Source organism: Streptomyces noursei (assembly GCF_001646665.1).
Classification (GTDB): Bacteria; Actinomycetota; Actinomycetes; order Streptomycetales; family Streptomycetaceae; genus Streptomyces; species Streptomyces lavendulocolor.
In genome coordinates, this window is sequence record NZ_LWBU01000091.1 from 1 (window position 1) to 26,756 (window position 26,756).

25 protein-coding genes and 1 pseudogene are annotated in these 26,756 nt (G+C 73.0%); 10 read left to right on the forward strand and 16 right to left on the reverse strand.

Annotated features, from left to right (window positions below; genetic code table 11):
* Positions 1 to 101: 101 nt before the first annotated feature.
* Entirely contained in the window at positions 102 to 794 is a 693-nt protein-coding gene (locus tag A4V12_RS08370; protein ID WP_064068609.1) for an ABC transporter ATP-binding protein, read from the reverse strand.
* Complete coding sequence (locus A4V12_RS08375; protein ID WP_064068610.1) at positions 791 to 1,855, reverse strand: ABC transporter permease; 1,065 nt, start codon at positions 1,853 to 1,855, stop codon at positions 791 to 793. Before A4V12_RS08375 ends, A4V12_RS08370 begins: the two co-directional genes overlap by 4 nt.
* Before the next feature lie 112 nt (positions 1,856 to 1,967).
* Between A4V12_RS08375 and A4V12_RS08380 the strand changes: the two genes are divergently transcribed.
* On the forward strand, positions 1,968 to 3,206 hold the full coding sequence (locus A4V12_RS08380) for a sensor histidine kinase (protein WP_079136903.1): 1,239 nt from the start codon (positions 1,968 to 1,970) through the stop codon (positions 3,204 to 3,206).
* Positions 3,203 to 3,823: a response regulator gene (locus tag A4V12_RS08385; protein WP_064068611.1), complete on the forward strand. Its 621-nt coding sequence runs from the start codon at positions 3,203 to 3,205 to the stop codon at positions 3,821 to 3,823. The genes A4V12_RS08380 and A4V12_RS08385 overlap by 4 nt, the downstream gene beginning before the upstream one ends.
* A 122-nt stretch (positions 3,824 to 3,945) precedes the next feature.
* On the opposite strand, the gene A4V12_RS08390 is transcribed toward A4V12_RS08385, so the two are convergent.
* Complete coding sequence (locus A4V12_RS08390; RefSeq protein WP_064068612.1) at positions 3,946 to 4,257, reverse strand: DUF5955 family protein; 312 nt, start codon at positions 4,255 to 4,257, stop codon at positions 3,946 to 3,948.
* 92 nt (positions 4,258 to 4,349) lie between these two features.
* Positions 4,350 to 6,230: a serine/threonine-protein kinase gene (locus A4V12_RS08395; protein ID WP_064068613.1), complete on the reverse strand. Its 1,881-nt coding sequence runs from the start codon at positions 6,228 to 6,230 to the stop codon at positions 4,350 to 4,352.
* Between the two features lie 153 nt (positions 6,231 to 6,383).
* Here A4V12_RS08395 and A4V12_RS08400 point away from each other — a divergent pair, with 153 nt between their 5' ends.
* Both A4V12_RS08400 and aceB read left to right on the forward strand, forming a co-directional pair.
* Positions 6,384 to 7,001: a nucleotidyltransferase family protein gene (locus tag A4V12_RS08400; RefSeq protein WP_064068614.1), complete on the forward strand. Its 618-nt coding sequence runs from the start codon at positions 6,384 to 6,386 to the stop codon at positions 6,999 to 7,001.
* 229 nt (positions 7,002 to 7,230) lie between these two features.
* A complete protein-coding gene (gene aceB / locus A4V12_RS08405; protein WP_064068615.1) occupies positions 7,231 to 8,853 on the forward strand; it encodes a malate synthase A in 1,623 nt (540 codons plus the stop codon).
* Positions 8,854 to 8,906: 53 nt separating this feature from the next.
* Here the strand turns inward: aceB and A4V12_RS08410 are convergent, their stop codons facing one another.
* The 3 genes from A4V12_RS08410 to A4V12_RS08420 all read right to left on the reverse strand — a co-directional run bounded on the left by A4V12_RS08410 (position 8,907) and on the right by A4V12_RS08420 (position 11,291).
* Positions 8,907 to 9,479 (reverse strand): hypothetical protein, encoded by a 573-nt coding sequence (locus tag A4V12_RS08410; RefSeq protein ID WP_064068616.1) that lies wholly within the window; start codon positions 9,477 to 9,479, stop codon positions 8,907 to 8,909.
* A gap of 71 nt (positions 9,480 to 9,550) precedes the next feature.
* A complete protein-coding gene (locus A4V12_RS08415) occupies positions 9,551 to 10,081 on the reverse strand; it encodes a hypothetical protein (protein ID WP_079136905.1) in 531 nt (176 codons plus the stop codon).
* Between the two features lie 259 nt (positions 10,082 to 10,340).
* Positions 10,341 to 11,291: a fibronectin type III domain-containing protein gene (locus A4V12_RS08420; protein WP_064068617.1), complete on the reverse strand. Its 951-nt coding sequence runs from the start codon at positions 11,289 to 11,291 to the stop codon at positions 10,341 to 10,343.
* 163 nt (positions 11,292 to 11,454) lie between these two features.
* Here A4V12_RS08420 and A4V12_RS08425 point away from each other — a divergent pair, with 163 nt between their 5' ends.
* Positions 11,455 to 12,825, forward strand: coding sequence for a Fic family protein (locus A4V12_RS08425; RefSeq protein WP_064068618.1), 1,371 nt, complete (start codon positions 11,455 to 11,457; stop codon positions 12,823 to 12,825).
* Between the two features lie 98 nt (positions 12,826 to 12,923).
* On the opposite strand, the gene A4V12_RS08430 is transcribed toward A4V12_RS08425, so the two are convergent.
* On the reverse strand, positions 12,924 to 15,092 hold the full coding sequence (locus tag A4V12_RS08430) for a hypothetical protein (RefSeq protein ID WP_234372111.1): 2,169 nt from the start codon (positions 15,090 to 15,092) through the stop codon (positions 12,924 to 12,926).
* Between the two features lie 185 nt (positions 15,093 to 15,277).
* On the opposite strand from A4V12_RS08430, the gene A4V12_RS08435 reads away from it, so the two are divergent.
* On the forward strand, positions 15,278 to 15,886 hold the full coding sequence (locus A4V12_RS08435) for a TIGR03086 family metal-binding protein (protein ID WP_079136930.1): 609 nt from the start codon (positions 15,278 to 15,280) through the stop codon (positions 15,884 to 15,886).
* Between the two features lie 33 nt (positions 15,887 to 15,919).
* Positions 15,920 to 16,507 (forward strand): 3'-5' exonuclease, encoded by a 588-nt coding sequence (locus A4V12_RS08440; RefSeq protein WP_064068620.1) that lies wholly within the window; start codon positions 15,920 to 15,922, stop codon positions 16,505 to 16,507.
* 63 nt (positions 16,508 to 16,570) lie between these two features.
* Here A4V12_RS08440 and A4V12_RS08445 read toward each other — a convergent pair whose 3' ends face one another.
* The 8 genes and pseudogenes from A4V12_RS08445 to A4V12_RS08480 all read right to left on the reverse strand — a co-directional run bounded on the left by A4V12_RS08445 (position 16,571) and on the right by A4V12_RS08480 (position 22,949).
* Complete coding sequence (locus tag A4V12_RS08445; protein ID WP_064068621.1) at positions 16,571 to 18,028, reverse strand: nucleobase:cation symporter-2 family protein; 1,458 nt, start codon at positions 18,026 to 18,028, stop codon at positions 16,571 to 16,573.
* Positions 18,029 to 18,297: 269 nt separating this feature from the next.
* Positions 18,298 to 19,698 (reverse strand): 8-oxoguanine deaminase, encoded by a 1,401-nt coding sequence (locus A4V12_RS08450; protein WP_064068622.1) that lies wholly within the window; start codon positions 19,696 to 19,698, stop codon positions 18,298 to 18,300.
* A gap of 140 nt (positions 19,699 to 19,838) precedes the next feature.
* A pseudogene (locus tag A4V12_RS08455) lies at positions 19,839 to 20,211 on the reverse strand (solute carrier family 23 protein); the annotation flags it as partial.
* Positions 20,212 to 20,281: 70 nt separating this feature from the next.
* Positions 20,282 to 21,205 carry a factor-independent urate hydroxylase gene (pucL, locus tag A4V12_RS08460; protein ID WP_064068624.1) on the reverse strand — a complete coding sequence of 308 codons (924 nt, stop codon included), beginning with the start codon at positions 21,203 to 21,205 and terminating at the stop codon, positions 20,282 to 20,284.
* Between the two features lie 7 nt (positions 21,206 to 21,212).
* The gene (gene uraH / locus A4V12_RS08465; RefSeq protein WP_064068625.1) at positions 21,213 to 21,617 is read right to left on the reverse strand and encodes a hydroxyisourate hydrolase; all 405 of its coding nucleotides are present in this window, start codon (positions 21,615 to 21,617) and stop codon (positions 21,213 to 21,215) included.
* Positions 21,614 to 22,159, reverse strand: a complete 546-nt coding sequence (gene uraD / locus A4V12_RS08470) for a 2-oxo-4-hydroxy-4-carboxy-5-ureidoimidazoline decarboxylase (RefSeq protein ID WP_064068626.1) — start codon at positions 22,157 to 22,159, stop codon at positions 21,614 to 21,616. Before uraD ends, uraH begins: the two co-directional genes overlap by 4 nt.
* A 152-nt stretch (positions 22,160 to 22,311) precedes the next feature.
* Positions 22,312 to 22,689, reverse strand: coding sequence for a helix-turn-helix domain-containing protein (locus A4V12_RS08475; protein ID WP_064068627.1), 378 nt, complete (start codon positions 22,687 to 22,689; stop codon positions 22,312 to 22,314).
* Entirely contained in the window at positions 22,686 to 22,949 is a 264-nt protein-coding gene (locus A4V12_RS08480; protein WP_079136907.1) for a hypothetical protein, read from the reverse strand. Before A4V12_RS08480 ends, A4V12_RS08475 begins: the two co-directional genes overlap by 4 nt.
* Before the next feature lie 395 nt (positions 22,950 to 23,344).
* Here A4V12_RS08480 and A4V12_RS08485 point away from each other — a divergent pair, with 395 nt between their 5' ends.
* From A4V12_RS08485 to A4V12_RS08495, 3 genes are all read left to right on the forward strand, one after another.
* On the forward strand, positions 23,345 to 24,184 hold the full coding sequence (locus A4V12_RS08485) for a TIM barrel protein (protein ID WP_064068629.1): 840 nt from the start codon (positions 23,345 to 23,347) through the stop codon (positions 24,182 to 24,184).
* Positions 24,185 to 24,218: 34 nt separating this feature from the next.
* Positions 24,219 to 25,109 (forward strand): 2-hydroxy-3-oxopropionate reductase, encoded by an 891-nt coding sequence (locus A4V12_RS08490; RefSeq protein WP_064068630.1) that lies wholly within the window; start codon positions 24,219 to 24,221, stop codon positions 25,107 to 25,109.
* Between the two features lie 178 nt (positions 25,110 to 25,287).
* Complete coding sequence (locus A4V12_RS08495) at positions 25,288 to 26,745, forward strand: catalase (RefSeq protein ID WP_064068631.1); 1,458 nt, start codon at positions 25,288 to 25,290, stop codon at positions 26,743 to 26,745.
* Positions 26,746 to 26,756: the final 11 nt, after the last annotated feature.

A 26,756-nucleotide genomic window follows, 5' to 3' on the forward strand; every position in this document is an offset into this window, starting at 1 on the left:
CCATGGCTCCGCCATGGCTCCCTCCTCCGCCTTGCGATCGCACGCACCGGACACCGCGACCCCCGCCCTCCGGGCGGACGCCGATACTTTGCGGACACTCCCTAGCCCCGCGCAGGGATCCCCGTGGGGGCGGCGGGCGCGAGGCGGCCGTCGCGGACGGTGACCGTGCGGTCCGCACTGCCCAGGTGGGTGTGGTCGTGGGTGACCAGCACCGTCGCCGTGCCGCGCTCCCGGGTCAGGGCGGCAAGCAGGTCGAGGACCGCCGCCCCGCGCTCGTGGTCCAGCGCGCTGGTGGGCTCGTCGACCAGGAGGACGGCCGGGTCGTTGACCAGGGCCCGCGCGATGTTCACCCGCTGGCGCTGACCGCCGGAGAGCTGGTGGGGCCGCCGTCCGGCCAGGTCCGCGAGGCCCACCGCGTCCAGGAGCTCCAGCGCCCGCCGTTCCCGGCGCCCCCGCCCCGCCAGGTGCGCCATCACCTGGAGCTGTTCGGCGGCCGTCAGCGACGGCAGCAGGTTCGGCTGCTGGAAGACGATGCCGATCCGGTCGCGGCGCAGCGCCGCCCGGCCGGCCCGGTCCAGCGCGCCGGTGTCACTGCCGGCCACGACCACCCGTCCCCGGTCCGGCGCCACGAGCGTCGCCGCGACCGCGAGCAGGCTGGACTTGCCCGAGCCGGACGGGCCGACGACCGCCGTGAGGCTGCCCCGCGGCACGTCCAGGGACACGGAGTCCAGCGCGGTCAGCCGCCCGTCGCCGTCCGGGTAGGTGAGGGTCACGTCCACGAGGTGCAGGCTCATCGGGCGCTCCCGAGCGCGGTGAGGGGGTCGACGGCGGTGATCCGCCGGATGGACAGGGCCGCGCCGAGCGTGCCGAGCACGACCATCACGGCGGCGGGTCCCAGCAGGGTGAGCGGGTCGAGCGCGAAGGGCACGTCGCCCCGCCCCACCAGCGCCCCGGCGCCGGCCGCCAGCGCGGTGCCGAGCAGGATCCCGGCGCCCAGCATCACGGCCGCCTGCCCCAGGGCGTCCCGCAGCAGGTACGGGGTCGAGGCGCCGAGCGCCTTCAGCACCGCGACGTCACCGGCGCGCTGGATCGTCCACACCGTGAAGAACGCCCCGACGACGAGCGCGGAGATCACGAAGAGGAAGCCGCGCATCAGTTGCAGACTGCCGTTCTCGGCCCGGTAGGACCCGATCGCGGTGAGCGCCTCGTCGACGGTGGTGCTCCGCGTACCGGCGGCCCGGTCCCCCGCCGCCGCGTCGAAGCCGTCGCCCCGCAGCACGACGACGGTCGCGCCGGTGCCTCCGAGGGCGTGCCAGTCGGTCAGGGACGTCCACACCACCGGCGTGTGGCTGTACGAGGCGTCTCCGGCGACCGCGGCGACCGTGACCTCCAGCCGGCCCAGCCGCATCCGGTCGCCCGTCCCGGCGCCCAGGTCGTCGGCGGCCGGCTCCGACAGCACCACCCGCCCGGGGCGCAGCCGCGCGCTCGCGGGCGCGATACCGGCGCCCGGCTCGCTGCCGAACGCGGCCAGCGCCGCCGTACGGTCACCGGCCACCGCGTCCAGCGTGCGGATGCCGAGCGGCTCGGCGGCGGTCACGCCCGGCTGCCGCGCCCAGGTCCGCCAGGCGTCCTCGGTCACCGCCGACTGGGTGAAGGACACCGGCCGGCCGGGCGGCGGGGCGGCGAAGGCCAGCCGGTCGGCGGGCAGGCCGGTGATCGCCGAGACGTTCTCCCGCGCGAGTCCGGCCGTCAGCCCGGACAGCAGCCCGACGAGCAGGGTGATCAGCACGACCACCGAGCCCATGAGGGTGAATCGCCCCTTGGCGAAGCGTAGGTCTTTCCATGCCACGAACATGGTGGCCAGCCTGGCGGCGGACGCTCCGCGCGGGCATCGCCCGCCGGACGGGCCGGGCATCAATCTTTCGGTTGAGGCCGGGGGCGCCGGTCCCGCTTAGGCTGGACGGGTCATGGATCCCCGCTCCCTCACCCCTGTCCTGCGCGTCCTGCGCGTCTGCCTGCACCTGCTGGTGGCGGGCCTGCTGGCGCTGGCCGCGCTGCGGGCCGCGACCCCGGCCGCGGTCACCGCCGCCGCCTGCACGGGCGCCGTGTACGCGGTGGGCTCGTCCCTGCGGCCGGTGCGGGAGTCCCGGCCGGCCGCCGCCGTGTGGCTGGGCGCGCTGACCGCGGCCTGGCTCGTGCTGCTGGCGGTCGCCCCGGACGGCCTGTGGCTGGCCTTCCCGCTGTACTTCCTGCACCTGCACCTGCTGCCGGTGCGCTGGTCGCTGCCGGCGGTCGCGGCCACGGCCGGCGCGGCGATCATGTCGTACGTCCGGCACGGCGCGCCGCTCAGTCCCGGGGCGTTCATCGGCCCGCTGCTGGGGGCCGCCGTCGCCGTGGCGACCGTACTCGGCTACCAGGCGCTGTACCGGGAGAGCGAGCGGCACCGGCGGCTGGTGGAGGAGCTGACCTCGACACGGGCGGAGCTGGCCGCGGCCGAGCGGCACGCGGGCACGCTGGCCGAGCGGGAGCGGCTGGCCCGCGAGATCCACGACACCCTCGCGCAGGGCCTGTCGTCGATCCAGCTGCTGCTGCGCGCCGCCGAGCGCGCCCTGCCGGACGGCTCCCCGGTCGCGGCCGGGCACATCGAGCGGGCGCGGCGGACCGCGCAGGACAACCTGGCGGAGGCGCGCCGGTTCGTCCGGGCGCTGACACCGGCCGACCTGGAGCGGGGTTCGCTCGCGGCGGCGCTGGAGCGGTTGTGCGGGACGGCGGGGCCCGGGCCGCGGGTCCGGTTCTCGGTGAGCGGTACGCCGGTCCCGCTGCCCACGCCGTACGAGGTGGCGCTGCTGCGGATCGCCCAGTCCGCGCTGGCCAACACCGTGCGGCACGCGGGGGCCGGGCGGGCCGGGATCACGCTGACGTTCATGGACGCGTCCGTCACGCTGGACGTGGTGGACGACGGCACGGGCTTCGACCCCCGGTCCTGGACGCCGTCCCCGGGCGGCGGCTTCGGCCTGCCGGCGATGCGCGCGCGGGCCGAGTCGCTGGGCGGCACCTTCACCGTGGAGTCCGCGCCCGGCCAGGGCACGGCCGTCGCGGTCGCCCTCCCCCTCCGTACGCCCGCGTCCGGCCCCGACCCCGGCGCGTCGCACTCTTCAGGCACCGCCCCCGTCACCACGACCGTCCGGACGGAGGAGGCCGCGTGACCGTCCGCCTGCTGCTGGCCGACGACCACCCGGTCGTCCGCGCGGGGCTGCGTGCCGTCCTCGACACCGAGCCGGACTTCACCGTGGTCGCCGAGGCCGCCACCGCCGAGCGGGCGGTCGAGCTGGCCGGGTGCGCGGACGTCGTCCTGATGGACCTCCAGTTCGGCTCCGGCATGCACGGCTCGGAGGCGACGGCGGCGATCACCGCCCGTTCGGATGCGCCCCGGGTGCTGGTGCTGACGACGTACGACACGGACGCCGACATCCTGGCGGCCGTCGAGGCGGGGGCGAGCGGCTACCTGCTGAAGGACGCGCCGCCGGAGGAGCTGGCGGCGGCGGTCCGCACGGCGGCGGCCGGCCGGTCCGCGCTCGCCCCCGCGGTGGCGCACCGGCTGATGGACCGGATGCGGACACCGGCGGAGGCGCTGACCAGGCGGGAGCTGGAGGTGCTGCAACTGGTCGGCGAGGGCCTGTCCAACCAGCAGATCAGCAAGCGGCTCTTCCTCAGCCAGGCGACGGTGAAGTCCCATCTGGTGCACGTGTACGCGAAGCTGGGCGTCGACTCGCGGACGGCGGCGGTGGCGGCGGCCACGGCGCGCCGCCTGATCCGCCGCTGACGGGCCGCCGGCGACCGCCCCCGTCCGCCGGGCGTCGGGCGCCGACCGACCGACCGCCGCCGACCGACCGCCGCCGACCGACCGCCGCCGCCGACCGGCCGCCCCGCCGTCGGCTGCCGCCGCTACCGGGGCTGTTCGCCGAACAGCTCCACCGCGGCCCGCACGTCGGCGAGGGCGGCCCTCAGGGCGCTGACCGACCCCGTCGCCCCGGCGACCAGCAGTAACGACCGGCGCAGCCGCCGTACTTCCGGGACCCCGGTGAGGATCATGGCGGCGAGCGCGGCCAGTTCGTCCTCCGCGATGCCCCGGTCGGCGAAGTCCGCCGGGTAGCAGGCCAGTTCGCGGCGGAGGCGGGCGACGGCGGCGCTCAGCTCCGTCACCCTCGGGTCCTCGCCGCTGTCGGCCACGCGCCTCTGCCCCATGCTGCGCAACAAAAGCTCTCCCGCCCCTCGCCCGCACTACGGTGTGCGCCCGCCCCTGTACTTAACGCCATCACGGGCGGGGAGCGCCACTCCTGCGACGAAATTCAGGAGGTGGCTTCCGGGGCGATCGCGCCGCGCCACACGGTCACGTCGAGCGTGACGTAGTGACTGGGGTCGGACTCGGGGGACTTGCCCTGGTACGTGACGAGGCCGACGTGTCCGCCGTTGGTCAGCACGCACAGCTGGGACCCCTTGGACAGGGAGTCGAGGTCGACCCGGTCGGCGTACCGGGTCTCGGTCCGGCAGGTCTCCAGGTCGCCCTTCTGGCCGGTGCGCAGCAGGATGAGCCGCCCGTCCTCGACGGAGATCTTCTCCAGGTTCCAGTCGTAGGCGACGTCCACGTTGGCGTCGTCGGCGAGCGGCTTGACGGGGTCGTCGGCCAGCGTCAGGTGGTACCCGTCCGTGAGGTCGATCCCCTGGTACGTGGCGGGTTCGGGGTTCGCGACCGGCTCCGGGGGCTGCTCGGAGGAGGGCGTGCCGGCCGAGGGGTCGCTCGCGCCGGGCTGGTTGTCCGCGCCGTCGGCGGTGGCCGGGGTCCGGGGCGTGGGGGCGGTGCCGGCCTGGTCCTGGCGCTGCGTCGCGCCGCGGTCCTTGGCGTCGTCGCCCGACATCAGCACGTACACCCCGCCGCCGGTGAGACCGGCGACGAGGAGCGCCGCGGTGAGGCCGAGGAGGAGGTTCCGCTTCGTCTTCCGGCGGGGCGGTTCGGGCGCGCCGGGGGCGGGGGTGGCGACCGGTGCGGTGACCGGGGCCGGTCCGGTGTACGGCGGCGGCGTGGCGTGGGCCTGCGGGTAGCCGTAACCGGGGGCCGGGGCGGGGCCGGGGACCGGGGTCGCCGCCGTGTGGGCGGGCGCCGGGCCGAAGCCGGGCGGCGGGGCCGACGGGGCCGCGTGGGCGGTCGGCGGGTGCGGCGCGGGCGCCTGCGCCTGGAAGGGCGGCGGCGGCGCGGGGGCGGCGGGGGCCGCCGGGGGCTGGGCGGGCGGCGGGGGCGTGGTGGCCGCCACGGGCGCGGGGGCGGCCGCGCGGGTGGTGATGTCGGCGGCGACGGCGCCGGGCAGCCACTCCTCCGGGCGGCGCAGGGCGGTCTGGTCGTTGGCGGCCTGGCACAGCGCCAGGATGTCGGTGACCGAGGGGCGCGCGGCCGGGTCCTTGGTGAGGCAGCGGGTGACCAACTCGCGCAGCCGGTCCGGGAGTCCGTCGAGCTGCGGCTCCTCGTGGACGATCCGGTACAGCACGCCGTGGGAGGTGCCCTCGCCGAAGGCGGGGCTGCCGATGGCCGCGTACGCGGCGACCTGGCCGAGCGCGAAGATGTCGGTCGCCGCGGTGACCGTGCGGCCGGCCGCCTGCTCGGGCGACATGAACGACGGGGTGCCGATGGTCACTCCGCTGCCGGTGAGCGAGGTGGCGTCGGCGGCGCGCGCGATGCCGAAGTCGATCACGCGCGGTCCGTCCGCGGCGAGCAGGACGTTCGCGGGCTTGAGGTCGCGGTGGACGATGCCGGCGCCGTGGATGACCTGGAGGGCCTCGGCGATGCCGGCGACCAGCAGCAGCACGGTGTCGACGGGCAGCCGGCCGTGCGCCTGGACGGCGTCGGCGAGGGAGGGCCCGGGGACGTACGCGGTGGCCAGCCAGGGCTGGCGGGCGTCGGTGTCGGAGTCGATGACGGGCGCGGTGTACAGGCCCTGGACGCGCTGGGCGGACTTCACCTCCTGGGCGAACCGGCGCCGGAACTCCGCGTCCTCGGCGAAGTCGGGGCGGATCACCTTGATGGCGACCGGCCGGCCGCCCGGTGTGTACGAGAGGTACACCTTCCCCATGCCGCCGGCGCCGAGCCGGGCGGCGAGCCGGTAACCGGCCACCGATCGCGGATCGTCGTCCTCGAGCGGCTGGAAGACCGTTCCCTGGCGTGCCGGACCACCACTCATCAACCCATGTCCCCCGTAACGGACTTCACACTGTCCCTGCTGATCACTGCGGATCACCGTCGGATCACTTCGATCCCGGAACCGCACCCTATCCAAGGCGGAGGCTCCTGTTCACCCGCGCGTGGGGCGGGGCGCATGCGGTATGCACTCCACATGGGACATACGACGACAGACGGACCGCGGATCGCCGGTCTCCTCCTCGCGGCGGGCGGCGGGCGGCGGCTCGGCGGCCGCCCGAAGGCGCTGCTGGAGCACCGCGGCCGCCCCCTGGTCGAGCACGCGGTGGCCGTGCTGCGGGCGGGCGGCTGCGAGGTGGTGCACGTGGTGCTGGGGGCGGCCGCCGGGGCGGTGCGCGAGCGGGCCTCGCTGCCGGGCTGCGTGCTGGTCGACAACCCGGACTGGGAGGAGGGGATGGGCTCGTCGCTGCGGGCCGGGCTGGCGTCCCTCGCCGCGGCGGGCGGCGCGGACCCGGACGCGGCCCTCGTGTCGCTGGTGGACCAGCCGGGGATCGGGGCCGACGCGGTGCGCCGGGTGGCGGCGGCGTACCGCGACCGGGGCGCGCTGGCGGCGGCCGCGTACGACGGGAGGCGCGGCCATCCGGTGCTGATCGGCGCGGACCGCTGGGCGGACGTGGGGGCGAGTGCGGAGGGGGACCGGGGGGCACGCGCCTATCTGAGGGAGCACGAGGCGTCGATCGTCCTCGTCGAGTGCGGGGACGTCGCGGAGGCGTACGACATCGACACCGCGGAGGACCTGGCGCACCTGGAGTGAACGCGGTGGCACTCAGCGCCATGTTCTGTCGACCCGGAGAATCTCGACATCAACAAACCATTGAACTTCCACCATGAGGAAACTAGTATCCACTGTTCAGAAGCACCCGATCGTCAGAAGGCGCCTGTGACCGTATCTCGGCTCCCACGGCACTCAGTGCCGCGCGCGTATGCCCGGCGGCCGCTGCACGGCGCCGTGCCACAGTCCCCGCTGAAGGAAGTGACAGCTCATGTCCGCACCAGCGCCGTCCCCGCTGGCCATCGTCGAAGCCGAGCCCCTGCCCCGGCAGGACGAGGTCCTCACCGATGCGGCCCTGGCCTTCGTGGCCGAGTTGCACCGGCGCTTCACGCCGCGGCGTGACGAACTCCTCGCCCGCCGCGCCGAGCGCCGCGCCGAGATCGCCCGCACCAGCACCCTCGACTTCCTCCCGGAGACCGCACAGCTCCGCGAGGACGACAGCTGGAAGGTCGCGCCGGCCCCGGCCGCGCTGAACGACCGCCGTGTCGAGATCACCGGCCCGACCGATCGCAAGATGACCATCAACGCCCTCAACTCGGGCGCCAAGGTCTGGCTCGCGGACTTCGAAGACGCGTCCGCCCCCACCTGGGAGAACGTCGTCCTCGGCCAGCTCAACCTGATCGACGCCTACGAGCGGAAGATCGACTTCACCGACCCGCGCACGGGCAAGTCGTACGCGCTCAGGCCCGCCTCCGAACTGGCGACGGTCGTCATGCGCCCCCGCGGCTGGCACCTGGAGGAGCGCCACCTGCGCTTCGCAGGACAAGCCGTCCCCGGTGCGCTGGTCGACTTCGGCCTGTACTTCTTCCACAACGCCCAGCGGCTGATCGACCTGGGCAAGGGGCCGTACTTCTACCTCCCCAAGACGGAGTCCCACCTGGAGGCCCGCCTCTGGAACGACATCTTCGTCTTCGCGCAGGACTACGTCGGCATCCCGCAGGGCACCGTCCGCGCGACCGTCCTGATCGAGACGATCACGGCGGCGTACGAGATGGAGGAGATCCTCTACGAGCTGCGCGACCACGCGGCCGGCCTCAACGCGGGCCGCTGGGACTACCTCTTCTCGATCGTCAAGAACTTCCGCGACGGCGGGCAGAAGTTCGTCCTCCCGGACCGCAACGCGGTCACGATGACGGCCCCGTTCATGCGCGCGTACACCGAACTGCTGGTCCGCACCTGCCACAAGCGGGGCGCGCACGCGATCGGCGGCATGGCGGCCTTCATCCCGTCCCGCAAGGACGCCGAGGTCAACAAGGTCGCCTTCGAGAAGGTCAAGGCGGACAAGGACCGCGAGGCGAACGACGGCTTCGACGGCTCCTGGGTCGCCCACCCCGACCTCGTCCCGATCGCGATGGCCTCCTTCGACGCGGTCCTCGGCGACAGGCCCAACCAGAAGGACCGCCTCCGCGAGGACGTCTCCGTGGCCCCGGGCGACCTCATCGCCATCGACTCGCTCGACGCGAAGCCGACGTACGACGGCCTGCGCAACGCCGTCCAGGTCGGCATTCGCTACATCGAGGCGTGGCTGCGCGGGCTCGGCGCGGTGGCGATCTTCAACCTCATGGAGGACGCCGCCACGGCTGAGATCTCGCGCTCACAGATCTGGCAGTGGATCAATGCGGGTGTCGTCTTCGAGAACGGCGAGCGGGCCACCCCGGAGCTGGCCCGTGAGGTCGCGGCCCGCGAACTGGCCGCGATCCGCGCGGAGATCGGCGAGGAGGCCTTCACGGCGGGCCGGTGGCAGCAGGCGCACGACCTGCTGCTGAAGGTGTCGCTGGACGAGGACTACGCGGACTTCCTCACCCTCCCCGCGTACGAGCAGCTCGTCGGCTGACGCCGGCCCCTGGCCGCCGCGAGGACCGCTCCGCCCCCTGACGACGCACGACGTCAGGGGGCGGAGTCCTGTCCGCCGGAGCCCTGTCCGCCGGCGTCCTGTCCGCCGGAGCCCCGTCCGCCGGAGCCCCGTCCGTTCCCGCCGCGCGCCGCCCGGCGCCTGTCGGCGTACGCGACCACGTGTCCCGCCAGCGCCACCAGCAGGGCGGCCAGCAGGGCGGGGGCCCACGGCTCGCGCACGCGCAGCCCGGGTGTGAAGGACGCGACGAACAGCACCGCCAGGAACGTCGTCGCGCCGGACAGCACCTCCTCCCCCGCGGCCCGGACACGGCCGGGAGCGGTCAGCAGGCGCAGGGCGGCGCGCAGCGGGTGGACGAACAGCGCGGCGAGCAGCCCGCACGGCAGGCAGAGCAGCGCGCCCCACACCAGGGCGGTTCCGCTGTCCACCTCGACCAGCGGGCGGGCGAGCACGGCGACCGCCAGGACCCCCAGCAGCACGGCCAGCAGCACCAGGGCCACCACCCCGACCCCCAGCCCCACCAGCCCCGCGGCACTCAAAGCCTTCTGACGGGGCGACAGGGCGGCCCAGCCGGAGGTGTCGTCCTCGGGGCGCTTCTCCGGTTCCACCACGGCTCCTTTCCGTCACGGGTGGCCACAGGGGCGGCACCCCGTGACGGGATGCCGCCCGGCGGCGGAGGTCAGAGGGCGACGAGCATGATGGCCCGCGCGATGTCATGGGCCACGTCCGTGGGGATACCGGCCCTCACCATCGCCACCGTGAGCGCGGTCTCGCTCCATCCCTCGACGTCCTCGATGGCATCGGCGATCTTGTTGCCGTTGCGGGAGATGAAAGCGCCGCTCTTCTTGCTCACCTTGCCGATGATTTTCCCGGCCCATACGCCTCCGTGACGCAGCCCGGCGACGACGAGCTTGCGGACGATGGTGCCCATTCCCAGGGCGCGCTTGGTGCGCTGATGGGCGTCGGGATTCTCCAACCGCTCCGCGTAGCGCTCGAATTCGGCGACGAGGGCCGGATCGGCGCCGTCCTTCCTCATCCGGGCGACGAGGTCGCGCACGTCCGCGGCGGTCGGCCGCAGCGACTCCTCCACCACCTCGCCCGCGGCCTGCTGCCGCTGCACCTCGGCCGCCTGGGCCAGAGGCGCGGTGGCACCGAAGGCGACGGCGGCGAGCGCGGCGGCGGCCGCCACGCGGATGCACTTCTTCTTCACGTTCCGATTCCCCTTGTTCAGGGGGGAGGAAAGCGCACGAGTGCGCCCGCGGACCGTGCGGTGCGTCGGCCCCGGAATTCCTCTTCCCCCGGCTGTTCCTCATCCGTCCGGCTGGTCACTTCCGGTCGGGCGGAATCGACGGTAACCCAGCCGTCGTTCATGATCCAAAGCCGGGGCCGGTGAATTGGATCACTTATAGGTGGCACCTACAGCTACCCGATGGGCGGCGCATTCCGCCACCCCGGGCGCGGACCGCGGCTCAGGGCATGACCACCGTCCGCTGCGCCGAGAAGTCGCCCCACGTGCCGTCCGGGAGTTTGGCGCGGAGCTTGACGGTGTAGCGGGTGCCGGGATTGTCGGTGACGGTGAAGGTGTACGTCGCCCGCCCGGGGGGCGGCTGGGTGCCCCAGACGATGGTCGTCGCGAAGGCGCCGTCGAGGTACAGCTGGTGCTCCTTCACCGGAGCGCCGGTGTCCGGCGGTGTCCACGACAGGACGACGGCGCCCTTGCGGGCCGTCGCCGTCAGAGCGGTGGGGGCCGTGCTGGGACCGGAGCCGGGGGCGGAGGCGGTGGTGAGGTCGACCGGGGGGCTGTCGGGTGAGGAGTTGTCCGCGGCGTCGCGGGCGCGGACGGTGAAGGTGTACACGGTGCCCGGGCGCAGTTGGGTGAGACGGGCGGTGGTGGCGGTGCCCGGGACGCTGTGGACGCGGGAGTCGGCCTGGTAGACGTCGTACGCGGTGACGCCGACGGCGTCGGTGGCGCGCGCCCAGGTGAGGGTGACCGCCCGCGTGCCCTCGACCGTGCCGCGGAGGGCGGCCGGGCGGGTGGGGGGCGTGTCGTCGTCCGGCGTGGCCGGCGGCGTGGTCACCGGTACGGCGGGGCTGGGAGCGGAGAGGTTCCCTGCGGCGTCCCGGGCGCGGACGGTGAAGGCGTACGCGGTCGAGGGCGTCAGCCGCTCGATGTCGACCATGGTCCTGGCGGCGGGAAGCGCGGCGACCTTCCGGCCCCCGTGGTGCACCTCGTAGCCGGTGACCGCCCTGTTGTCCGACGAGCGTTCCCACATGACGTGCACGGAGGTGGCGCTGCCGGCCTGGGCGGTCACCCCGGTGGGCGTGGAGGGCGGCTCGGTGTCCTCGTCATCCCCGGCGCAGGCGGTGAGCACGAGGGCGAGGCCGAGAGCCGGCACGATCAGCTTGGGGAAACGTCGCACGCTTGGGCCTCCGCGCCTGACGGGTATTGGTCCAGACCTGTATCGCACACTCGCGGAGCGGCTTCAAGAGGCCGGTACCTAGCCGGAGTTCGCCGCGCGACCGGGCGGCCGGGGGCAACAATTCGCTTGCGGTGGCGACGGGCCGGCGTGGCACGCTTGCGCGGTGATCGCCGAGTTGGCCCCGCGCTTTCTGACCTGGGACGAGGTGGACCCCGCCCGTCATCCCTTCGACAGCGCGTCGGTGACGCGGGTGGTGCGCTCGCTCGGGCCGGCCCGGCGTGTCCCCCGCCGCCCCGACCTTCCGCCTTACGACTCGACGCTGATCGCGTGGAGCTACGACGAAGGCGGTCTCTGGGCCGACGCCATGTCGCACGCGCTCGCCCACCACTACGGCCGCTGGGTGGTGGGCTGGCGCTGGGCGCACGACGAAGGGGACTTCGACGGCGGCCCCGTCGGGAACTGGTGCTGTCCGAGGGACTCGATCACCACCCCGGAGGAGACGCTCGACCGTGTCGTCGCGTCGCTCTGCGAATGGCGCGCCTGGCTGGAGAGCCTGGCCGGGTGGTTCGAGGCGTACCCGCTGGAGCTGACCGCCGTCGAGGACCAGCGGATCCTGTGGGAGTGCGCCGCCCGCAACCTGATCCTGCACGTGACCGACCGCACCGGCTGCGGCAGCGGCTGGCACGGGCACTGCCGTCAGGTCCTCACCTGGTTCCTCAGCCGCTGGGGGGTCGCCCCCGACGTCGCGGAGAAGCTGATCGACGAGGCGATCGGCGGGCGTTTCCGGAGCTGGACCGGCCCGGACACGGTGCTCGTCGACGACGTCGCCGAGCGACTCGCGCACGCGCTGCGGCCGGACGACGCCGCGCGGCCCGCCGGACCCGTGCCGGACCACCTGCACCGGTGGCTCGCGCTGCGCGAGACCGTGCCGTGGGAGGAGGGACCGGACGAGGGCGGGGACGGACCGGTGAACCCCGTGCGTGACGGCGCCGCCGAGGACATACGCGCCTTCGACGGCGCCCTCGGCACCGCCCGCGCGGAGGGCATGCTCGCCGCCCTGGAACGGGTACGGGCCGACGCGGCACGGGGCGCCCCGCTCGACTTCGCGCTGCTCCGCGGCTGGCAGCGGCACGTCCTCAACGCCCCGCAGCCGCCGCCGTTCCGCGACCGGCCCGCCTTCGCCAAGGCCGGCCGGGAACGCTACGGCATCGCCCCCGACACCCGCGACCGCCTCGACGCCTGCCTCGCCGAGAGCGCGCCGGGCGGTCCGCGGCCCCTCCCCCTGACCGCCCGCGCCGCACGCGCCTACCTCGACGTGTGCTTCTTCCACCCCTTCGACGACGGCAACGCCCGCTCCGCCTTCCTCACCCTCGTCTTCGTCCTCGCCCGCGAGGGCGTCACCCTCGACGCCGTCGGGCTGCTGCGCCGCGTCACCTTCCAGGCCGACGCTCCCCGGGACGGGCTGGTCCTCGCCCGGCACATCGGCCTGCACCTCTCGGAGACCCGCCGCAGGGCCGCCTCACCCGGGTCCTAGGTCGTGTCCGCAAAGTCTCGCCTGGCCCGCGGCGCCCTGCACGCGCTCCCCCAGAGGCCGCCGCACCAGGGGCGGCCCCCAGCGAGCGCCCCACGGCATCAGCGCCGGCGCCCGCCACCGCCGGGGCCCTTCGCGGTCGACCGCGCGGTACGCGCCGCCAGGGTCGCCGTCCTGGGGTCCGGGTGGTGCTCGGCGAGGGCCTCCAGGACGGCGAGGGCGGTGGCCGGGTGGGCCCGGAGGATGTCCTCGACCAGGGCGGGGGTACCGCCGGGCCAGGTCGACGCGGCGGCGTCGAAGGCGTCGGGCAGCAGCCAGGGAAAGGTGCTCGGGTCCACTTCCCCGGGCTCACGCCCGTAGGCGGCCTCCACGTACCGGCGCAAGTCCTGGTGCCGGCGGTCCTCGAGCGTTTCCAGGACCAGCACCGCGCGGGAGCTCAGCGGGACACGGTCGGCGTCCTGGCCGGTCGCCTCCCCCCGGCCGTCCAGGAGCCGGTGGGCGTGGGCGCCGGTGAGCGGCTGCGTGAGAGCGGCCCGGAGGGCCTCGGCGGGGATGCCCGCCAGGTCGAAGCGCCCGAGGAGGGTGGCGGTGTTGACGGCCTGGAAGTCCGCGCTCACGGCCGCCTCGACGGCGCCGAGCAGCTCACTCCACGCGGTGACGCCGCGTCCGGCCGTCCACCTCGTGAGCGTGTCGACGGCCGTCTGCGTGGGCCAGATCCGGACGGCGGTGACGACTTGGGCGGCCTCCCATTCGGAGACCTCCTCGTCGTCGGGCGTGGCGACATGACCGGCGGCCAGGACGTGGCGCAGAACGGCACAGCCGAGCGGGGTCGGTCCGTAGGCGTCACCGGCGCGGAAGACGCAGCCCGTCGCGGCCAGCCGGTCGACGACGTCCGCCAGCGCCCGGGCCCGGGGCTCGAGTTCCGACCGGTCCTCCTCGCCGAGGGAGGGCACGCCGAGGAGGGCGGGCAGCCGGTCCGGGGGCGGCATCTCGTACGGGCGGTACGCCCCGCCCTCCGGCACCGGAACGGGGGCGTCCTCCAGCTCCGGGTCGACCGGCAGGTCGCCGTGCTCGGCCGCCTTGCGTACGACGGAGTCGGCGGTGCCTCCCCGCTCGTACAGCGCGTAGAGGAGGTGAGCGGCGTCCTGGGCGTACTCGGAGTCGGAGGTGGCGCCGATGTCGTCGACGACCGCGGCCAGGATGTCCGCGGCGAGCTCGGTCACCTCCTCGGGGGTGCCGTCGGCCCAGACGGTGGCGGCCGGGCCGGTGAAGCAGCGTTCGGCGAGCTCGCGCGGGGCGTCGGCGGAGCCCGCCGCGAGGGCGGCGGGAAGCGGGGCGGCGTGGAGCAGCGCCTTGATCTCGCCGGGGGCCGGCAGGGCGGGTGGCGGCGGGAGGGGCAGGGCGGAGTCGCCGTAGTAGTCGAGGTGTTCGCCGAGCAGCCGGTCCACGAGGGCGAAGTGGGGGATGGACTCGGGGCTGGGCGCCAGGGCGGCGTGGGGGCCTCCCGGTTCGGCGAGCGCGTCACCGAGGCCGGCGGCCGTCCAGCGGTCGCTGAGCGCGGCGGCGGTGCGCTCCAGCTCGGCGGGGAGCGCCTCGTCCGGCCGGTCGGCGTCCAGGGGCGGCCCGGCCAGCAGCGGGCCCGCCGGGGACGGTGCCTCGACGTCACGGGCGAACGCCTCCAGCAGCAGCTCCCCGAACCGGACGCGAACGGCGAAGGTATGGGCGGCGACGTCGGAGCGGTGCAGAGGCGCGGGGAGCCCGGGGCGCTCGGCGCGCGGGGTGCTCTCGTGGGCGGCGAGCCAGGCCCGTACGGCGTCGGGGTCGTCGGCGTCGACGCCGTCGGCGCGCAGCAGGGAGGCGTACCAGCGCGGCCAGGTCAGGTTCCACGGGTCGGCCATGGCGCGGCGGAACTCCGGCACGGCCTCGTCGATCGCGGCGAGCAGCCGGGCGTGCCGCTTGGCGTTGAGGCGCCCGGCCGCCCGGACGTGGTCGGCGAGCGCGGTGAGGACCGCCGGCACCGCGTCGACCTCGGCCGGGGTGCCCCACAGCAGGACGGGCAGGTCCTCGTGGAGCAGCGGGCCGAGGAGTCGCGCCGTCGGCTCGGGCACACCGGTCCTGCGGTCGGCGCCGCGCAGGGCGAGCAGCGTCAGGACGGCGTCGGCGGTACGCGCGGGGAGGGGGGCTTCGCCGCGGGCCTCGCGTTCCTTGTCCGCCCAGCCCAGGAAGTCGTCGAGTCCGGTGTTCGGAGCAGGTGTACGGATCACGGTCACTCGGGGAGCGTATGGGCCGCGCACGGGTCGGCGCCGCTCGCGCACGGGTGGATAGCCCAATCAGGCGACGCCGGTTCGGGCGCGGTTGTCAGTGGGGTGCGCGCGGCGGGTGCGGTGAGGGGGGACGATGAGTTTCCGGGCCGGTGGCGGTCCGCCCTCGCATGGACGCACACATGGAGACGGTCATGTTCGATCTCGGACCCGCGACCCGCAGGGTGGCCCAGCTGGTGGACGGTGTCACCGACGACCGGCTCGACGGCCCGACGCCCTGCCCCGACTACACGGTCCGCGACCTGCTGGCCCACCTGGAGGGGCTCGCGGTCGCCTTCCGGGACGCCGGGCGGAAGGACTTCGGGCCGACCACGGACACGGACCCGCAGGCCGCCGGCCCGCAGCCGCTCGTCGACGACTGGCGCACCGCGCTCCCCCGCCGGCTCGACGAGCTCGCCGCCGCCTGGCGGGCCCCGGAGGCGTGGGAGGGCACCACCCGGGCGGGCGGTGTCACGCTCCCGGGCGAGGTGGCGGGGCTGGTCGCGCTGAACGAGGTGCTGATCCACGGGTGGGACCTGGCGCGGGCGACCGGTCAGGAGTACGCGCCGGACGAGGCGTCGCTGGAAGCCTCGTACGCACTGCTGGCCCCCACCGCCGACGACCCTGACCAGCGGGGGCCGTTCGGCCCACCGGTGCCGGTCCCGGAGGACGCGCCCCTGCTCGACCGGGTGATCGGCATCAGCGGTCGCCGCCCCGGCCGGCGCCCGGACGGCGGGCCGGGGGCCGGTGGGAAATCCGGGTGACCGGCGGGAGGTGGTGTGCGATGCTCCCGGGCCATGGCCCGCAGACTCCGCCCCAGCGTGTACATCTCCGTCGACATCGAGGCCGACGGCCCCATCCCGGGGCCGTACTCGATGCTCAGCGTCGGCGCCGCCGTGGCCGGACGCCAGGACGCCGACGCGTACGAGCCGGCCGACCCGGAGGCGGACACCTTCTACCGCGAACTGCGGCCGATCGGTGACGCGTTCGACCCCGAGGCGCTCGCGGTCAGTGGACTGGACCGGGAAGTGCTGCTCAGGGACGGCGCGGACCCGGTGGTCGCCCTGGCCGAGTTCAGCACCTGGGTGAGGGAGGTGAGCAGGGGCGCGCAGCCGGTGATGTGCGGATATCCGGCCGCGTACGACTGGACGTTCCTGTACTGGTACCTGATGCGGTACACGGGCGCGAGCCCGTTCGGACACTCGGGGTGCATGGACATGAAGACCCTGTACGCGACCAAGGCGCGGCTGCCGCTGCGGGCGGTCGCCAAGGGCACGATGCCCCGCGAGCTGCTCTCCCGGCGGCGTCACACGCACCACGCCCTGGACGACGCGATCGAACAGGCGGAGCTGTTCAGCAATCTGATGGCCTGGCAGGGGGCCTGAACACGGCACGGCGGGCACGCACGGCACCGGTGGATGCCGTCCGCGCCCGGTCGCCCCGGTGCCTCAGTGCACCGGGGCCGTCTTGCCGGCGCGGGTCTCGGAGATCTCCTCGCCCGGTTCCATCGGGGCGGTGACCTCGTCGGCGTCGCGGCCGCCGTTGCCCAGGTGGTTGAAGACCAGGTTCAGCAGGACGGCGGCGACGCAGCCGGTGGAGATGCCGGAGTCCAGGATGATCTTCGCGGTCTCGGGGAACGCGTGGTAGAACTCGGGCGCCGTGATCGGGATGATGCCCACCGCCAGCGAGACGGCCACGATCAGGACGTTGTTGTCCTTCTCCAGACCGGCCTTGACCAGGGTCTGGATACCGCTGGCCGCGACCGAGCCGAAGAGGACGACGCCCGCGCCGCCGAGCACCGGGCGCGGCACGACCGAGATCAGGGAGGCCGCGACCGGGGAGAGGCCCATCAGGACCAGGAATCCCCCGCCCGCCGCGACGACGAACCGGCTGCGGATCCTCGTCATGGCGACGAGGCCGATGTTCTGGGCGAAGGCGCTGCACATGAAGCCGTTGAACAGCGGGCTGATCGCCGAGCCGAGGGTGTCGGCGCGCAGGCCCGCCGCGATGGTCCGCTCGTCGGCCGGCCGCTCGACGATCTCCCCGAGGGCGAGCATGTCGGCGGTCGACTCCGTCATCGACACGAGCATCACCACGCACATGGAGATGATCGCGGCGAGGGCGAACTGCGGTGCGCCGAAGTGGAACGGGGCCGGGAAGCCGACGATGTCCGCCTCGGTGACGGGGCTGAAGTCGGTGACGCCGAAGGGTATGGCGATCAGCGTGCCGAGCAGGAGGCCGATGAGGACCGCGATCTGCTTGACGAAGCCGCGGGTGAACCGCCGCAGCACCAGGACCAGCACGAGCGTGATCGCGGCCAGGGTGAGGTAGGTCGTCGAGCCGTAGTCGTCGGCCGCCGGATTCGGCCCCTGTGCCCAGCCGAAGGCGACGGGCAGCAGGGAGACGCCTATCAGGGTGATGACGGTGCCGGTGACGACCGGCGGGAAGAAGCGGACCAGCTTGCTGAAGTAGGGGGCCGCGATGAAGCCCAGCAGCCCGGCGACGATGATCGCGCCGAAGATGACCGGCAGGGCGTCGGCCTTGTCGTCGGTGGTGTCGACGATGGCGAGCATCGGGGCGACACCGGCGAAGGTGACGCCGTTGACGAACGGCAGTCTGGCGCCGATCTTCCAGATGCCGAGGGTCTGGAGGAAGGTGGCGAGGCCCGCGGTGAAGAGGCTGGCGCCGGTGAGGAAGGTGAGTTCGGTGCCCGAGAGCCCTACGGCGGCTCCGACGATCAGGGGCGGGGCCACCACGCCCGCGTACATGGCGGCCACGTGCTGGAGGCCGCTGGTGAACATCTTCAGGGGCGGGAGCGTCTCGTCGACCGGGTGTTTCCGGTCCGCCGGGGCGGCTCCCGCGTCGGTGGCGTCTGCGTCGTTGCGAAACCTGGGCTTGGCGGCCACGTGGGTTCCTCCGGTCGGTTACACGTGCTCGGGGACGTGGGTTTCAGGGAGGTGGTGCAGGTGTTGCGCCCGGGGGGTGTGCCGTCAGGTTGCCGACACCCTTCACCTTCCCGGGGGGTGCGTACCTCCTTGCGGTACGGCACCCCCCGGTCCGGCTGCCGCGGACCCCGCTCGGGTCCGCGGCGACCGGTCGAGGGCCGTCCCCCTCGACCGGACTCCGTGGATCGCCCACCCGCGTCGGACGCGGGCCGGCGATGCGCGCCGCAGGGTCAGCCCTGGGCGGCGATACGGGCGAGGCGCTGGGCCTCGTCCCGGGTGGAGCGCGCGATGGCGTCCTCGTCGACCGTCAGCAGACGGTTGTCCGCGACGATCTGCTTGCCGTTGACGAACGAGGCGGTGACCGGGGCCGCCGCACCGAAGACGAGGGCGGTCACCGGGTCGGCGATGGAGGCGTGGGCGAGCGTGTCCAGCTTCCACAGCACCAGGTCGGCGAGCTTGCCGGCCTCCAGGGAGCCGATCTGGGAGGCCCGCCCGAGGACCTGGGCGCCGCCGTACGTGCCGAGGCGCAGGGCCTGGCGGGCGTTGAGCGCGGCTTCCCGGTGCACCGGGTTGAGGCGGTTGATCAGCAGGGCGTTGCGCAGCTCGGTGTGGAGCTCACCGGACTCGTTGGAGGCGGTGCCGTCGACGCCGAGGCCCACCGGGACGCCGGCCTTGAGCATGTCGGGTACGCGGGCGATGCCGGCGGCGAGCCGGGCGTTGGACGAGGGGCAGTGGGCGACACCGGTCCTCGTCCGGGCGAAGGCCTCGATGTCGGAGTCGTTCATGTGGACGCAGTGCGCCATCCACACGTCCTCGCCGAGCCAGCCGGTGGACTCGAAGTAGTCGGTGGGACCCATGCCGAACAGTTCCTTGCAGAACTGCTCCTCCTCCACGGTCTCCGACCCGTGGGTGTGCAGGCGCACGCCGAGGCGGCGGGCCAGCTCGGCACCCTGCTTGAGCAGTTCGGTGGAGACGGAGAACGGCGAGCAGGGCGCGACGGCGACCTGGGTCATGGCGTCGAAGGAGGCGTCGTGGTGCTTCCTGACGGTCTCCTCAGTAGCGGCGAGGGCGCCTTCGAGGGTCTCGACGGCGAAGTCCGGCGGCAGGCCGCCGTCCTTCTCGCTGCGGTCCATGGAGCCGCGGGCGAGGGTGAAGCGGACACCCATCTCGGAGGCGGCCTTGATGATCGCGCCGGACAGGTCGCCGGAGTCCTTGGGGTAGACGTAGTGGTGGTCCATGGCGGTGGTGACGCCGCCGCGGGCCATCATGCCCAGGGACCCCTGGGCCGCCGCGTACCCCATCTGCTCGTCGATGCGCGCCCACGTCGGGTAGAGCGCGACGAGCCAGTTGAAGAGGTTGTGGTCGGTGGCCAGTCCGCGGGTGATCCACTGGTAGAAGTGGTGGTGCGTGTTGATCAGGCCGGGGGTGACGAGGTGGCCGGTGGCGTCGATGCGGCGTACGACGTTCTCCAGGCCCTCGGGGGCCTTGCCCGCTCCGACGGACTCGATCCTGTTGTCCGCGATGACGAGGTGACCCGAGGCGTACTCGGTGTCGTTGGCGTCGACGGTCGCGATCGCACAGTTCTCGATCACGATGCGCTGGTTAGCGGTCCGGGCTGCCGAAGGTGCCATGGTGCTTCCTTCTTCTTTCGATGGCAGTGGCTGGGGGTCCCCCTGGACGAAGACCTTGGGGGAGAGGGCACGGCAGGACCCTAGGAGGATTTGAGTGCCGGGGCCATGTGGCGGCTCCGGGTGCCGAGGTGGTGGAAGAACAGGTTCAGGCCCGGGGCGCCGGTCTCGGCGCGGGCGGGCATCGGCGCGATGCCGGCGGAGGAGGCGGTGTCGACGGACGGCAGCCGGTTCCCGGCGAAGTTCGTGACGCCGAGGGTCTGGAGGACGGTGGCGAGACCGGCGATGAGCAGGCTCGCCGCGATCAGCCGGGTCTTCCCGGCGGCGTCCGGGCCGACGGCCTGGCCGATGATGAGCGGAGGGGTGACCACGCCCGCGTACAGGGCGGCGATGTGCTGGGGCGCGGCGGGGACGAGCCGCGGGAAGGGGAGCTTTTCGTCCACCGGGTGACCGGTGGTCTTCTCCGGTGGGGGAACACGGGCCTTCTGCTGCCGGCCCCGATGCAGGCTGTGCCATTGCTGGTCCCTCCGGTCCGGTGCCGCCCCGCCCTTCGTCAGGGCGGGCGGGGCGGTCAACGGTCGGGCGGTCAGAGGTTGGTCATGTCGACCGGGATCCGCGGCTCCACACCGTCCCGGAGGATGGTGGCCTCGATGAGGCCGTAGGGGCGGTCGGCCGCGAAGTAGACCTCGTTGTCGTTCTTCAGCCCGAACGGCTCGAGGTCGACCAGGAAGTGGTGCTTGTTCGGCAGGGAGAAGCGCACCTCGTCGATCTCCGACCGGTTGTTGATGATGCGCGAGCCCATCTGGTACAGCGTCTGCTGGAGCGACAGCGAGTACGTCTCGGCGAAGGCCTGGAGCATGTGCTTCCTGACCTGCTCGTAGGACTTCTCCCAGTTGGGCATCCGCTGCTCGTCGTCGGTCCAGTTGAACCGCCAGCGGCCGGAGACCTGGGTGGCGAGGATGCGGTCGTACGCCTCCTGGAGGGTCGTGTACTTGTCCTTCACGTACCCCCAGAACTCCGAGTTGGTGGAGTTCATGACGACCAGGTCCTTCAGGCCGGATATGACCTGCCAGTTGTCGCCGTCGTAGGTGATCTCGGTGACGCGGGTCTCCTGGCCCTTGCGGACGAAGGAGTGCTTGACCTCGTCGGCGCCGATGAACTTGGAGTTGGCGTCGGAGGTCTCGATGCGCTCCCAGGCGTACTCCTCGATGCGGATGCGCGCCTGGTGGATCGGCTCCTGCGACGTCACGAAGTGACGGGCGAGGTGGATGCCGAACTGCTCGGCGGACTCGATGCCGTGCTCCTTGGCGAACGCGTACACCGTGTTCTTGGTGGTGTCGGTCGGCAGGACGTTGGCGTTCGAGCCGGAGTAGTGGACGTCGTCCATGTCGCCGGAGAGGGCGACCGAGACGTTCAGGTCCTTGATGTGGTGGGTGTCGCCGTCCCGCGTGATCCTGACGACGCGGTTCTCTGCTTTGCCGTACTGGTTCTGGCCGAGAATCGTGGGCATGTGTCTGCTAGCTCCCTCGGTAAACGGAGTAGCCGAACGGGTTGAGCAGCAGCGGTACGTGGTAGTGCTCGCCCGGTACGACGGCGAACGTGATCGCCACCTCCGGGAAGAACGCGCCGCTGTCCCTTACGCGGGGGGCGTCCTGCTGCGCCTCGGCTTGCTTCACTGTCTTGTTCGAACGCGTGAAGTACGCCTCGGTCTCGAAGTCGAGGCGTACGTGGGTGGTGCCTTCCGGCAGGGCCGGCAGGTCCTTGCAGCGCCCGTCCGCGTCGGTCGCCGAAGCCCCGAGCGCCACCCACGAGGCGCCGGGCCCGCTGCGGGCCGACAGGGCGATGGCGACGCCCTCGGCGGGGCGGCCGATGCTGGTGTCCAGGATGTGCGTGGACACCGACGCGGTGGTCGCGGTGCTCATGCGGCGCTCTCTTCCTCTGCGAGACGGGTCAGCCGGATACGGTTGATCTTGCCCAGTTCGGTGCGGACGATCTCCCGCTCCTCCTCGGGCGAGTTCCCGATCCGGGTCCGGACCGCGTCGCGCATCTGCTCGCCGGTCCTACCGGTGGCGCAGATCAGGAAGACGTGTCCGAACTTCTCCTGGTAGGCCAGGTTCAGTTCGAGCATCTCGGCCTTGAGGTCCTCGGAGGCGCCGGCCATCCCGCTCTGTTCGCGGGAGGAGGTCGGGTCTCCGGGCTTGGGGCGGCCGATCGGCGGGTGCCCCGCCATCGCCTCGGCGAGGTCCTCCGCGGTCAGCTCGGCCGTGGCGGCGTCGCCGGCGAGAAGGAGGGCCTCGACGGTGGCGTACGGGCGCTGGGCGAGCAGCTTGCTCCCCCATGCCGAGCTGGCACACACCTCGTGCAGCGCGGCGAGCGCGTCGCCTTCGGCGGAGGTGTTCAACCGGGTGAGGCCCGCGGGTGGTTCGGGGGTGTCCCCCGAAAGGCGCTGTGTACTCGAAGTCACGGGAGCCTCCGTGGCTGTTTTCCTGTGCTTGGACGGGCTGCGGATAGCTAACGCCCTGGCGCAACGCCCCGTCAACACTTTGTTGAAACTTCGGTGACACAAAAGCCGCCGTCCCGGCATACGGACGGCGGCCGACTGCGCGCTGTGCTCAGCTACTCACTCTTCGCCGCATTCTCCCTGTTCAGGTAGTTGTAGACGGTGAAGCGGCTGACGCCCAGAGCGCCCGCGACCGTCTCCACCCCGTGGCGGACGGAGAACGCGCCCCGTGCCTCCAGGGTACGGACGACCGCCTGCTTGGTCTTGCGGTCCAGCTCCGACAGCGGCTTGCCGTGCCGGCGCTCCATCGCCGCGAGGATGTGGTCCAGCGAGTCGGCGAGCTGCGGCAGCCTGACGGCGAGCACGTCCTCGCCCTCCCAGGCCAGGACGACGTCGTCGTCCCCGGCCTGGTCCGGCGCCAGCATCCTGCCGCCCATCGCGTCCACCAGCGGCTTCACCGCGGCGACCAGGGGGTGGTCTCCCGGCTCGGTCACTTGTCGCCCTCCCCGGCCTCGCCGATCACGTTGACCTGCAGCGACACCCGGGTGGCACCCGCGCCCAGGGACCGGCGGAGGAGGGCGTCGACCGCGGTGAGCACCGCGTCCGCGCCGCCTTCGGCGGTGTTGCCGAACGGCCCCACGTCCACGGCGTCCAGATCGGCCGCCTGGATGACCTCGCGGGCCACGACCGCGTGCGCGGGTGCCTCGTCGAGGTCGAAGGGCTCTGTTGTGAACTCCACTCTCAGTCGCTGCATGCCCCCACGTTAAGCAATGCCGCCCGCGCCCCGCGACGGGCGGCGGGTGGAGCGGACGGGGGGGGACGCCTTCCGGGGCGGGGCTCCGCGCGGGCGGTCCCTGCCCGCGCCTGTCGCGGGCCGGCCGCGGGGCGGGCGCGGGGCGGACGGGAGCCGGGCGCGGGACAGGAGCGGGCCGGGTGCGCGGGCACGGGGCGGACGGGTGAACGCGCAGGTCACGGCGGTGACGACGGGCGGCGACTGTAGCGCCGTACAAGCGCCCGGGGCACCTTTCGGGGCATCGCCCGGAAGGCGCCTTTTTTGAGCGGCGCTCTTGACAGCCCTCCTCCCCGACAGGCAATCTTCCGTTAAGCAGAAACGAACTTCCGCAATACGGAAGGAGCGCCGAACCCCTCATGGGATACACGGACCAGCGCTTCAATGTGAACCTGTCGATCCTCTTCACCGAACTCCCGCTCCTGGAGCGCCCCGCGGCCGCCGCCGCGGCCGGCTTCACCGCGGTCGAGCTGTGGTGGCCCTGGATCGAGACGCCGACGCCCGACCAGAGCGAGCTCGACGCCCTGAAGAAGGCTCTGGACGACGCCGGCACCCAGCTGGTCGGCCTGAACTTCTACGCCGGACAGCTGCCCGGTCCGGACCGCGGCGCCCTGTCCGTCCCCGGTGAGGAGTCGGACCGCTTCCGCACCAACATCGACGTGGCCGCGGACTTCGCCGCCTCCGTCGGCTGCAAGGCGCTCAACGCCCTGTACGGCAACCGCGTCGACGGCGTCGACCCGGCCGCACAGGACGAGCTGGCGCTGGAGAACCTGGTCCTCGCCGCCCGCGCGGCCGACCGGATCGGCGCGATCCTCCTGATCGAGGCACTGAACAAGCCGGAGTCGCCGCGCTACCCGCTGGTGAGCGCCCCGGCCGCGATCGAGGTCGTCGACCGGGTCAACGCGGCCACGGGACTCGGCAACGCCAAGTTCCTGCTGGACCTCTACCACCTGTCGATGAACGGCGAGGACCTGCCCGAGGTCATCGAGAAGTACACCGCCAGGACCGGCCACGTCCAGATCGCCGACAACCCGGGCCGCGGCGCGCCGGGCACCGGCGACCTCGACCTCGCCGGGCTCCTCGACCGCCTGAAGAAGGCCGGTTACGAGGGCTGGGTCGGCCTGGAGTACAAGGCCGGCGACCGCCCGAGCGCGGAGAGCTTCGAGTGGCTTCCGCGGCCGCAGCGCGCGGCCAACTGACTTCACGTACAACAGCTTTGAGAGAGGTACCCTCATGAGCACGCTCCCCAGGATCGCGTGGATCGGTCTCGGCATCATGGGCTCGCCCATGTCCGAGAACCTGCTGAAGGCCGGCTACCCGGTCACCGGCTACACGCTGGAGCAGGACAAACTGGACCGGCTGGCGAAGGCCGGCGGCACGGCCGCGAAGTCGATCGCCGAGGCGGTCGCCGACGCGGACGTGATCATCACCATGGTCCCCGCGTCCCCGCAGGTCGAGGCCATCGCCTACGGCCCCGAGGGCATCCTCGAGAACGCCAGGCGGGGCGCCCTGCTGATCGACATGTCCTCGATCACCCCGCAGACCTCCGTCGACCTGGCCAAGGCCGCCGCCGACAAGGGCATCCGGGTACTGGACGCCCCGGTGTCCGGCGGTGAGGCCGGCGCCATCGAGGCCGTTCTGTCGATCATGGTCGGCGGCGAGCAGGCCGACTTCGACGCCGCGCTGCCGATCCTCGAAGCGCTCGGCAAGACCATCGTCCTGTGCGGCCCGCACGGCTCCGGCCAGACGGTGAAGGCCGCCAACCAGCTGATCGTCGCCGTCAACATCCAGGCGTGCGCCGAGGCCGTGGTCTTCCTGGAGAAGTCCGGTGTCGACCTCAAGGCGGCCCTGGACGTCCTCAACGGCGGCCTCGCCGGCTCGACCGTGCTCACCCGCAAGAAGGACAACTTCCTGAACCGGGACTTCGCCCCCGGCTTCCGCATCGACCTGCACCACAAGGACATGGGCATCGTGACCGACGCCGCCCGCAACGTCGGTGCCGCGCTCCCGGTCGGCGCCGTGGTCGCCCAGCTGGTCGCCTCGCTGCGCGCCCAGGGCGACGGCGGGCTGGACCACTCCGCGCTGCTGCGCGCCGTCGAGCGCCTCTCCGGCTCGCAGGTCTGAGCCTTCCGGCTCCCCCCGATCTCCGGGCGGTGTCGTCGCTGACACCTGTCCTGTCGCGCCCAGGCGACGGCGCCGCCCGGAACACCCTCTTCACTTTCAACAAACTGTTGACGTGAGCTCGAGGCCGTACTTACGCTCCTCGCACCGCCAGCAGCCCCGTACGTATCGGAAGGTCACGATGTCGAAGCGCGTGCTTACGACCGAGTCCGGCGCCCCCGTCGCCGACAACCAGAACTCCGCCACCGCCGGCGTCGGTGGCCCGCTCCTCCTCCAGGACCAGCACCTGCTGGAGAAGCTCGCCCGCTTCAACCGTGAGCGCATCCCGGAGCGCGTCGTGCACGCCCGCGGTTCCGGTGCGTACGGCTACTTCGAGGTCACCGACGACGTCACCGCCTACACCAAGGCGGACTTCCTGGGCCAGGTCGGCAAGCGCACGGAGCTGTTCCTCCGCTTCTCCACCGTCGCCGACTCCCTCGGCGGCGCCGACGCGGTGCGCGACCCGCGCGGCTTCGCGGTGAAGTTCTACACCGAGGAGGGCAACTACGACCTCGTCGGCAACAACACCCCGGTGTTCTTCATCAAGGACCCGATCAAGTTCCCCGACTTCATCCACTCGCAGAAGCGCGACCCGTTCACGGGCAAGCAGGAGCCGGACAACGTCTGGGACTTCTGGGCGCACGCCCCCGAGGCCACGCACCAGATAACCTGGCTGATGGGCGACCGCGGCATCCCCGCCTCGTACCGCCACATGAACGGCTACGGCTCGCACACCTACCAGTGGACGAACGCCCAGGGCGAGGCCTTCTTCGTCAAGTACCACTTCAAGACGAACCAGGGCATCCGCTGCCTGTCGTCCGAGCAGGCCGCCGAGGTGGTCGGCAAGGACGCCAACTCGCACCAGACCGACCTGCTCCAGGCCATCGAGCGCGGTGTGAACCCCTCGTGGACGCTGTACGTGCAGATCATGCCGGCGCACGAGGCGGCGGACTACCGCTTCAACCCGTTCGACCTCACCAAGGTGTGGCCGCACGCCGACTACCCGCTCCAGCGCGTCGGCCGCCTGGTCCTCGACCGCAACCCCGACAACGTCTTCGCCGAGGTCGAGCAGGCCGCGTTCTCCCCGAACAACTTCGTCCCCGGCATCGGCCCGTCCCCGGACAAGATGCTCCAGGGCCGCCTCTTCGCCTACGCGGACGCCCACCGCTACCGCCTCGGCGTCAACCACACCCAGCTGCCGGTGAACGCCCCGAAGGCGGCGGTGGCCGACAACTACGGCCGCGACGGCCTGATGGCCACCCGCAACGGCTCGCGCCACGACAAGAACTACGAGCCCAACTCGTACTCCGGTCCGGCCCAGACCGACGCCGCGCTCTCCGCCCCGCTGGCCGTCGCCGGGTACACCGGCACGCACGCGGCCCCGCAGCACGTGAAGGACGACGACTTCTTCCAGGCGGGCGAGCTGTACCGGCTGATGTCGGAGGAGGAGAAGTCCCGCCTCGTGGCGAACATCGCCGGCGGCCTGTCGCAGGTCTCCCGCGAGGACGTCATCGAGAAGAACCTGGCCCACTTCCACGCCGCCGACCCGGACTACGGCAGGCGCGTCGAGGAGGCGGTCCGCGCCCTGCGCGAGGACTGAGACCCCAGACC

Excerpts from the sequence above, each read along its gene's own strand:
- A4V12_RS08490 (WP_064068630.1), top strand. The coding sequence starts at position 24,219 with ATGAGCACGCTCCCCAGGATCGCGTGGATCGGTCTCGGCATCATGGGC.
- A4V12_RS08435 (WP_079136930.1), top strand. The coding sequence starts at position 15,278 with ATGTTCGATCTCGGACCCGCGACCCGCAGGGTGGCCCAGCTGGTGGAC.
- A4V12_RS08400 (WP_064068614.1), top strand. The coding sequence starts at position 6,384 with ATGGGACATACGACGACAGACGGACCGCGGATCGCCGGTCTCCTCCTC.
- A4V12_RS08480 (WP_079136907.1), bottom strand. The coding sequence starts at position 22,949 with ATGCAGCGACTGAGAGTGGAGTTCACAACAGAGCCCTTCGACCTCGAC.
- A4V12_RS08380 (WP_079136903.1), top strand. The coding sequence starts at position 1,968 with ATGGATCCCCGCTCCCTCACCCCTGTCCTGCGCGTCCTGCGCGTCTGC.
- aceB (WP_064068615.1), top strand. The coding sequence starts at position 7,231 with ATGTCCGCACCAGCGCCGTCCCCGCTGGCCATCGTCGAAGCCGAGCCC.
- pucL (WP_064068624.1), bottom strand. The coding sequence starts at position 21,205 with ATGCCCACGATTCTCGGCCAGAACCAGTACGGCAAAGCAGAGAACCGC.
- A4V12_RS08370 (WP_064068609.1), bottom strand. The coding sequence starts at position 794 with ATGAGCCTGCACCTCGTGGACGTGACCCTCACCTACCCGGACGGCGAC.
- A4V12_RS08375 (WP_064068610.1), bottom strand. The coding sequence starts at position 1,855 with ATGTTCGTGGCATGGAAAGACCTACGCTTCGCCAAGGGGCGATTCACC.
- A4V12_RS08450 (WP_064068622.1), bottom strand. The coding sequence starts at position 19,698 with ATGGCACCTTCGGCAGCCCGGACCGCTAACCAGCGCATCGTGATCGAG.
- uraH (WP_064068625.1), bottom strand. The coding sequence starts at position 21,617 with ATGAGCACCGCGACCACCGCGTCGGTGTCCACGCACATCCTGGACACC.
- A4V12_RS08495 (WP_064068631.1), top strand. The coding sequence starts at position 25,288 with ATGTCGAAGCGCGTGCTTACGACCGAGTCCGGCGCCCCCGTCGCCGAC.
- A4V12_RS08485 (WP_064068629.1), top strand. The coding sequence starts at position 23,345 with ATGGGATACACGGACCAGCGCTTCAATGTGAACCTGTCGATCCTCTTC.
- A4V12_RS08395 (WP_064068613.1), bottom strand. The coding sequence starts at position 6,230 with ATGAGTGGTGGTCCGGCACGCCAGGGAACGGTCTTCCAGCCGCTCGAG.
- A4V12_RS08440 (WP_064068620.1), top strand. The coding sequence starts at position 15,920 with ATGGCCCGCAGACTCCGCCCCAGCGTGTACATCTCCGTCGACATCGAG.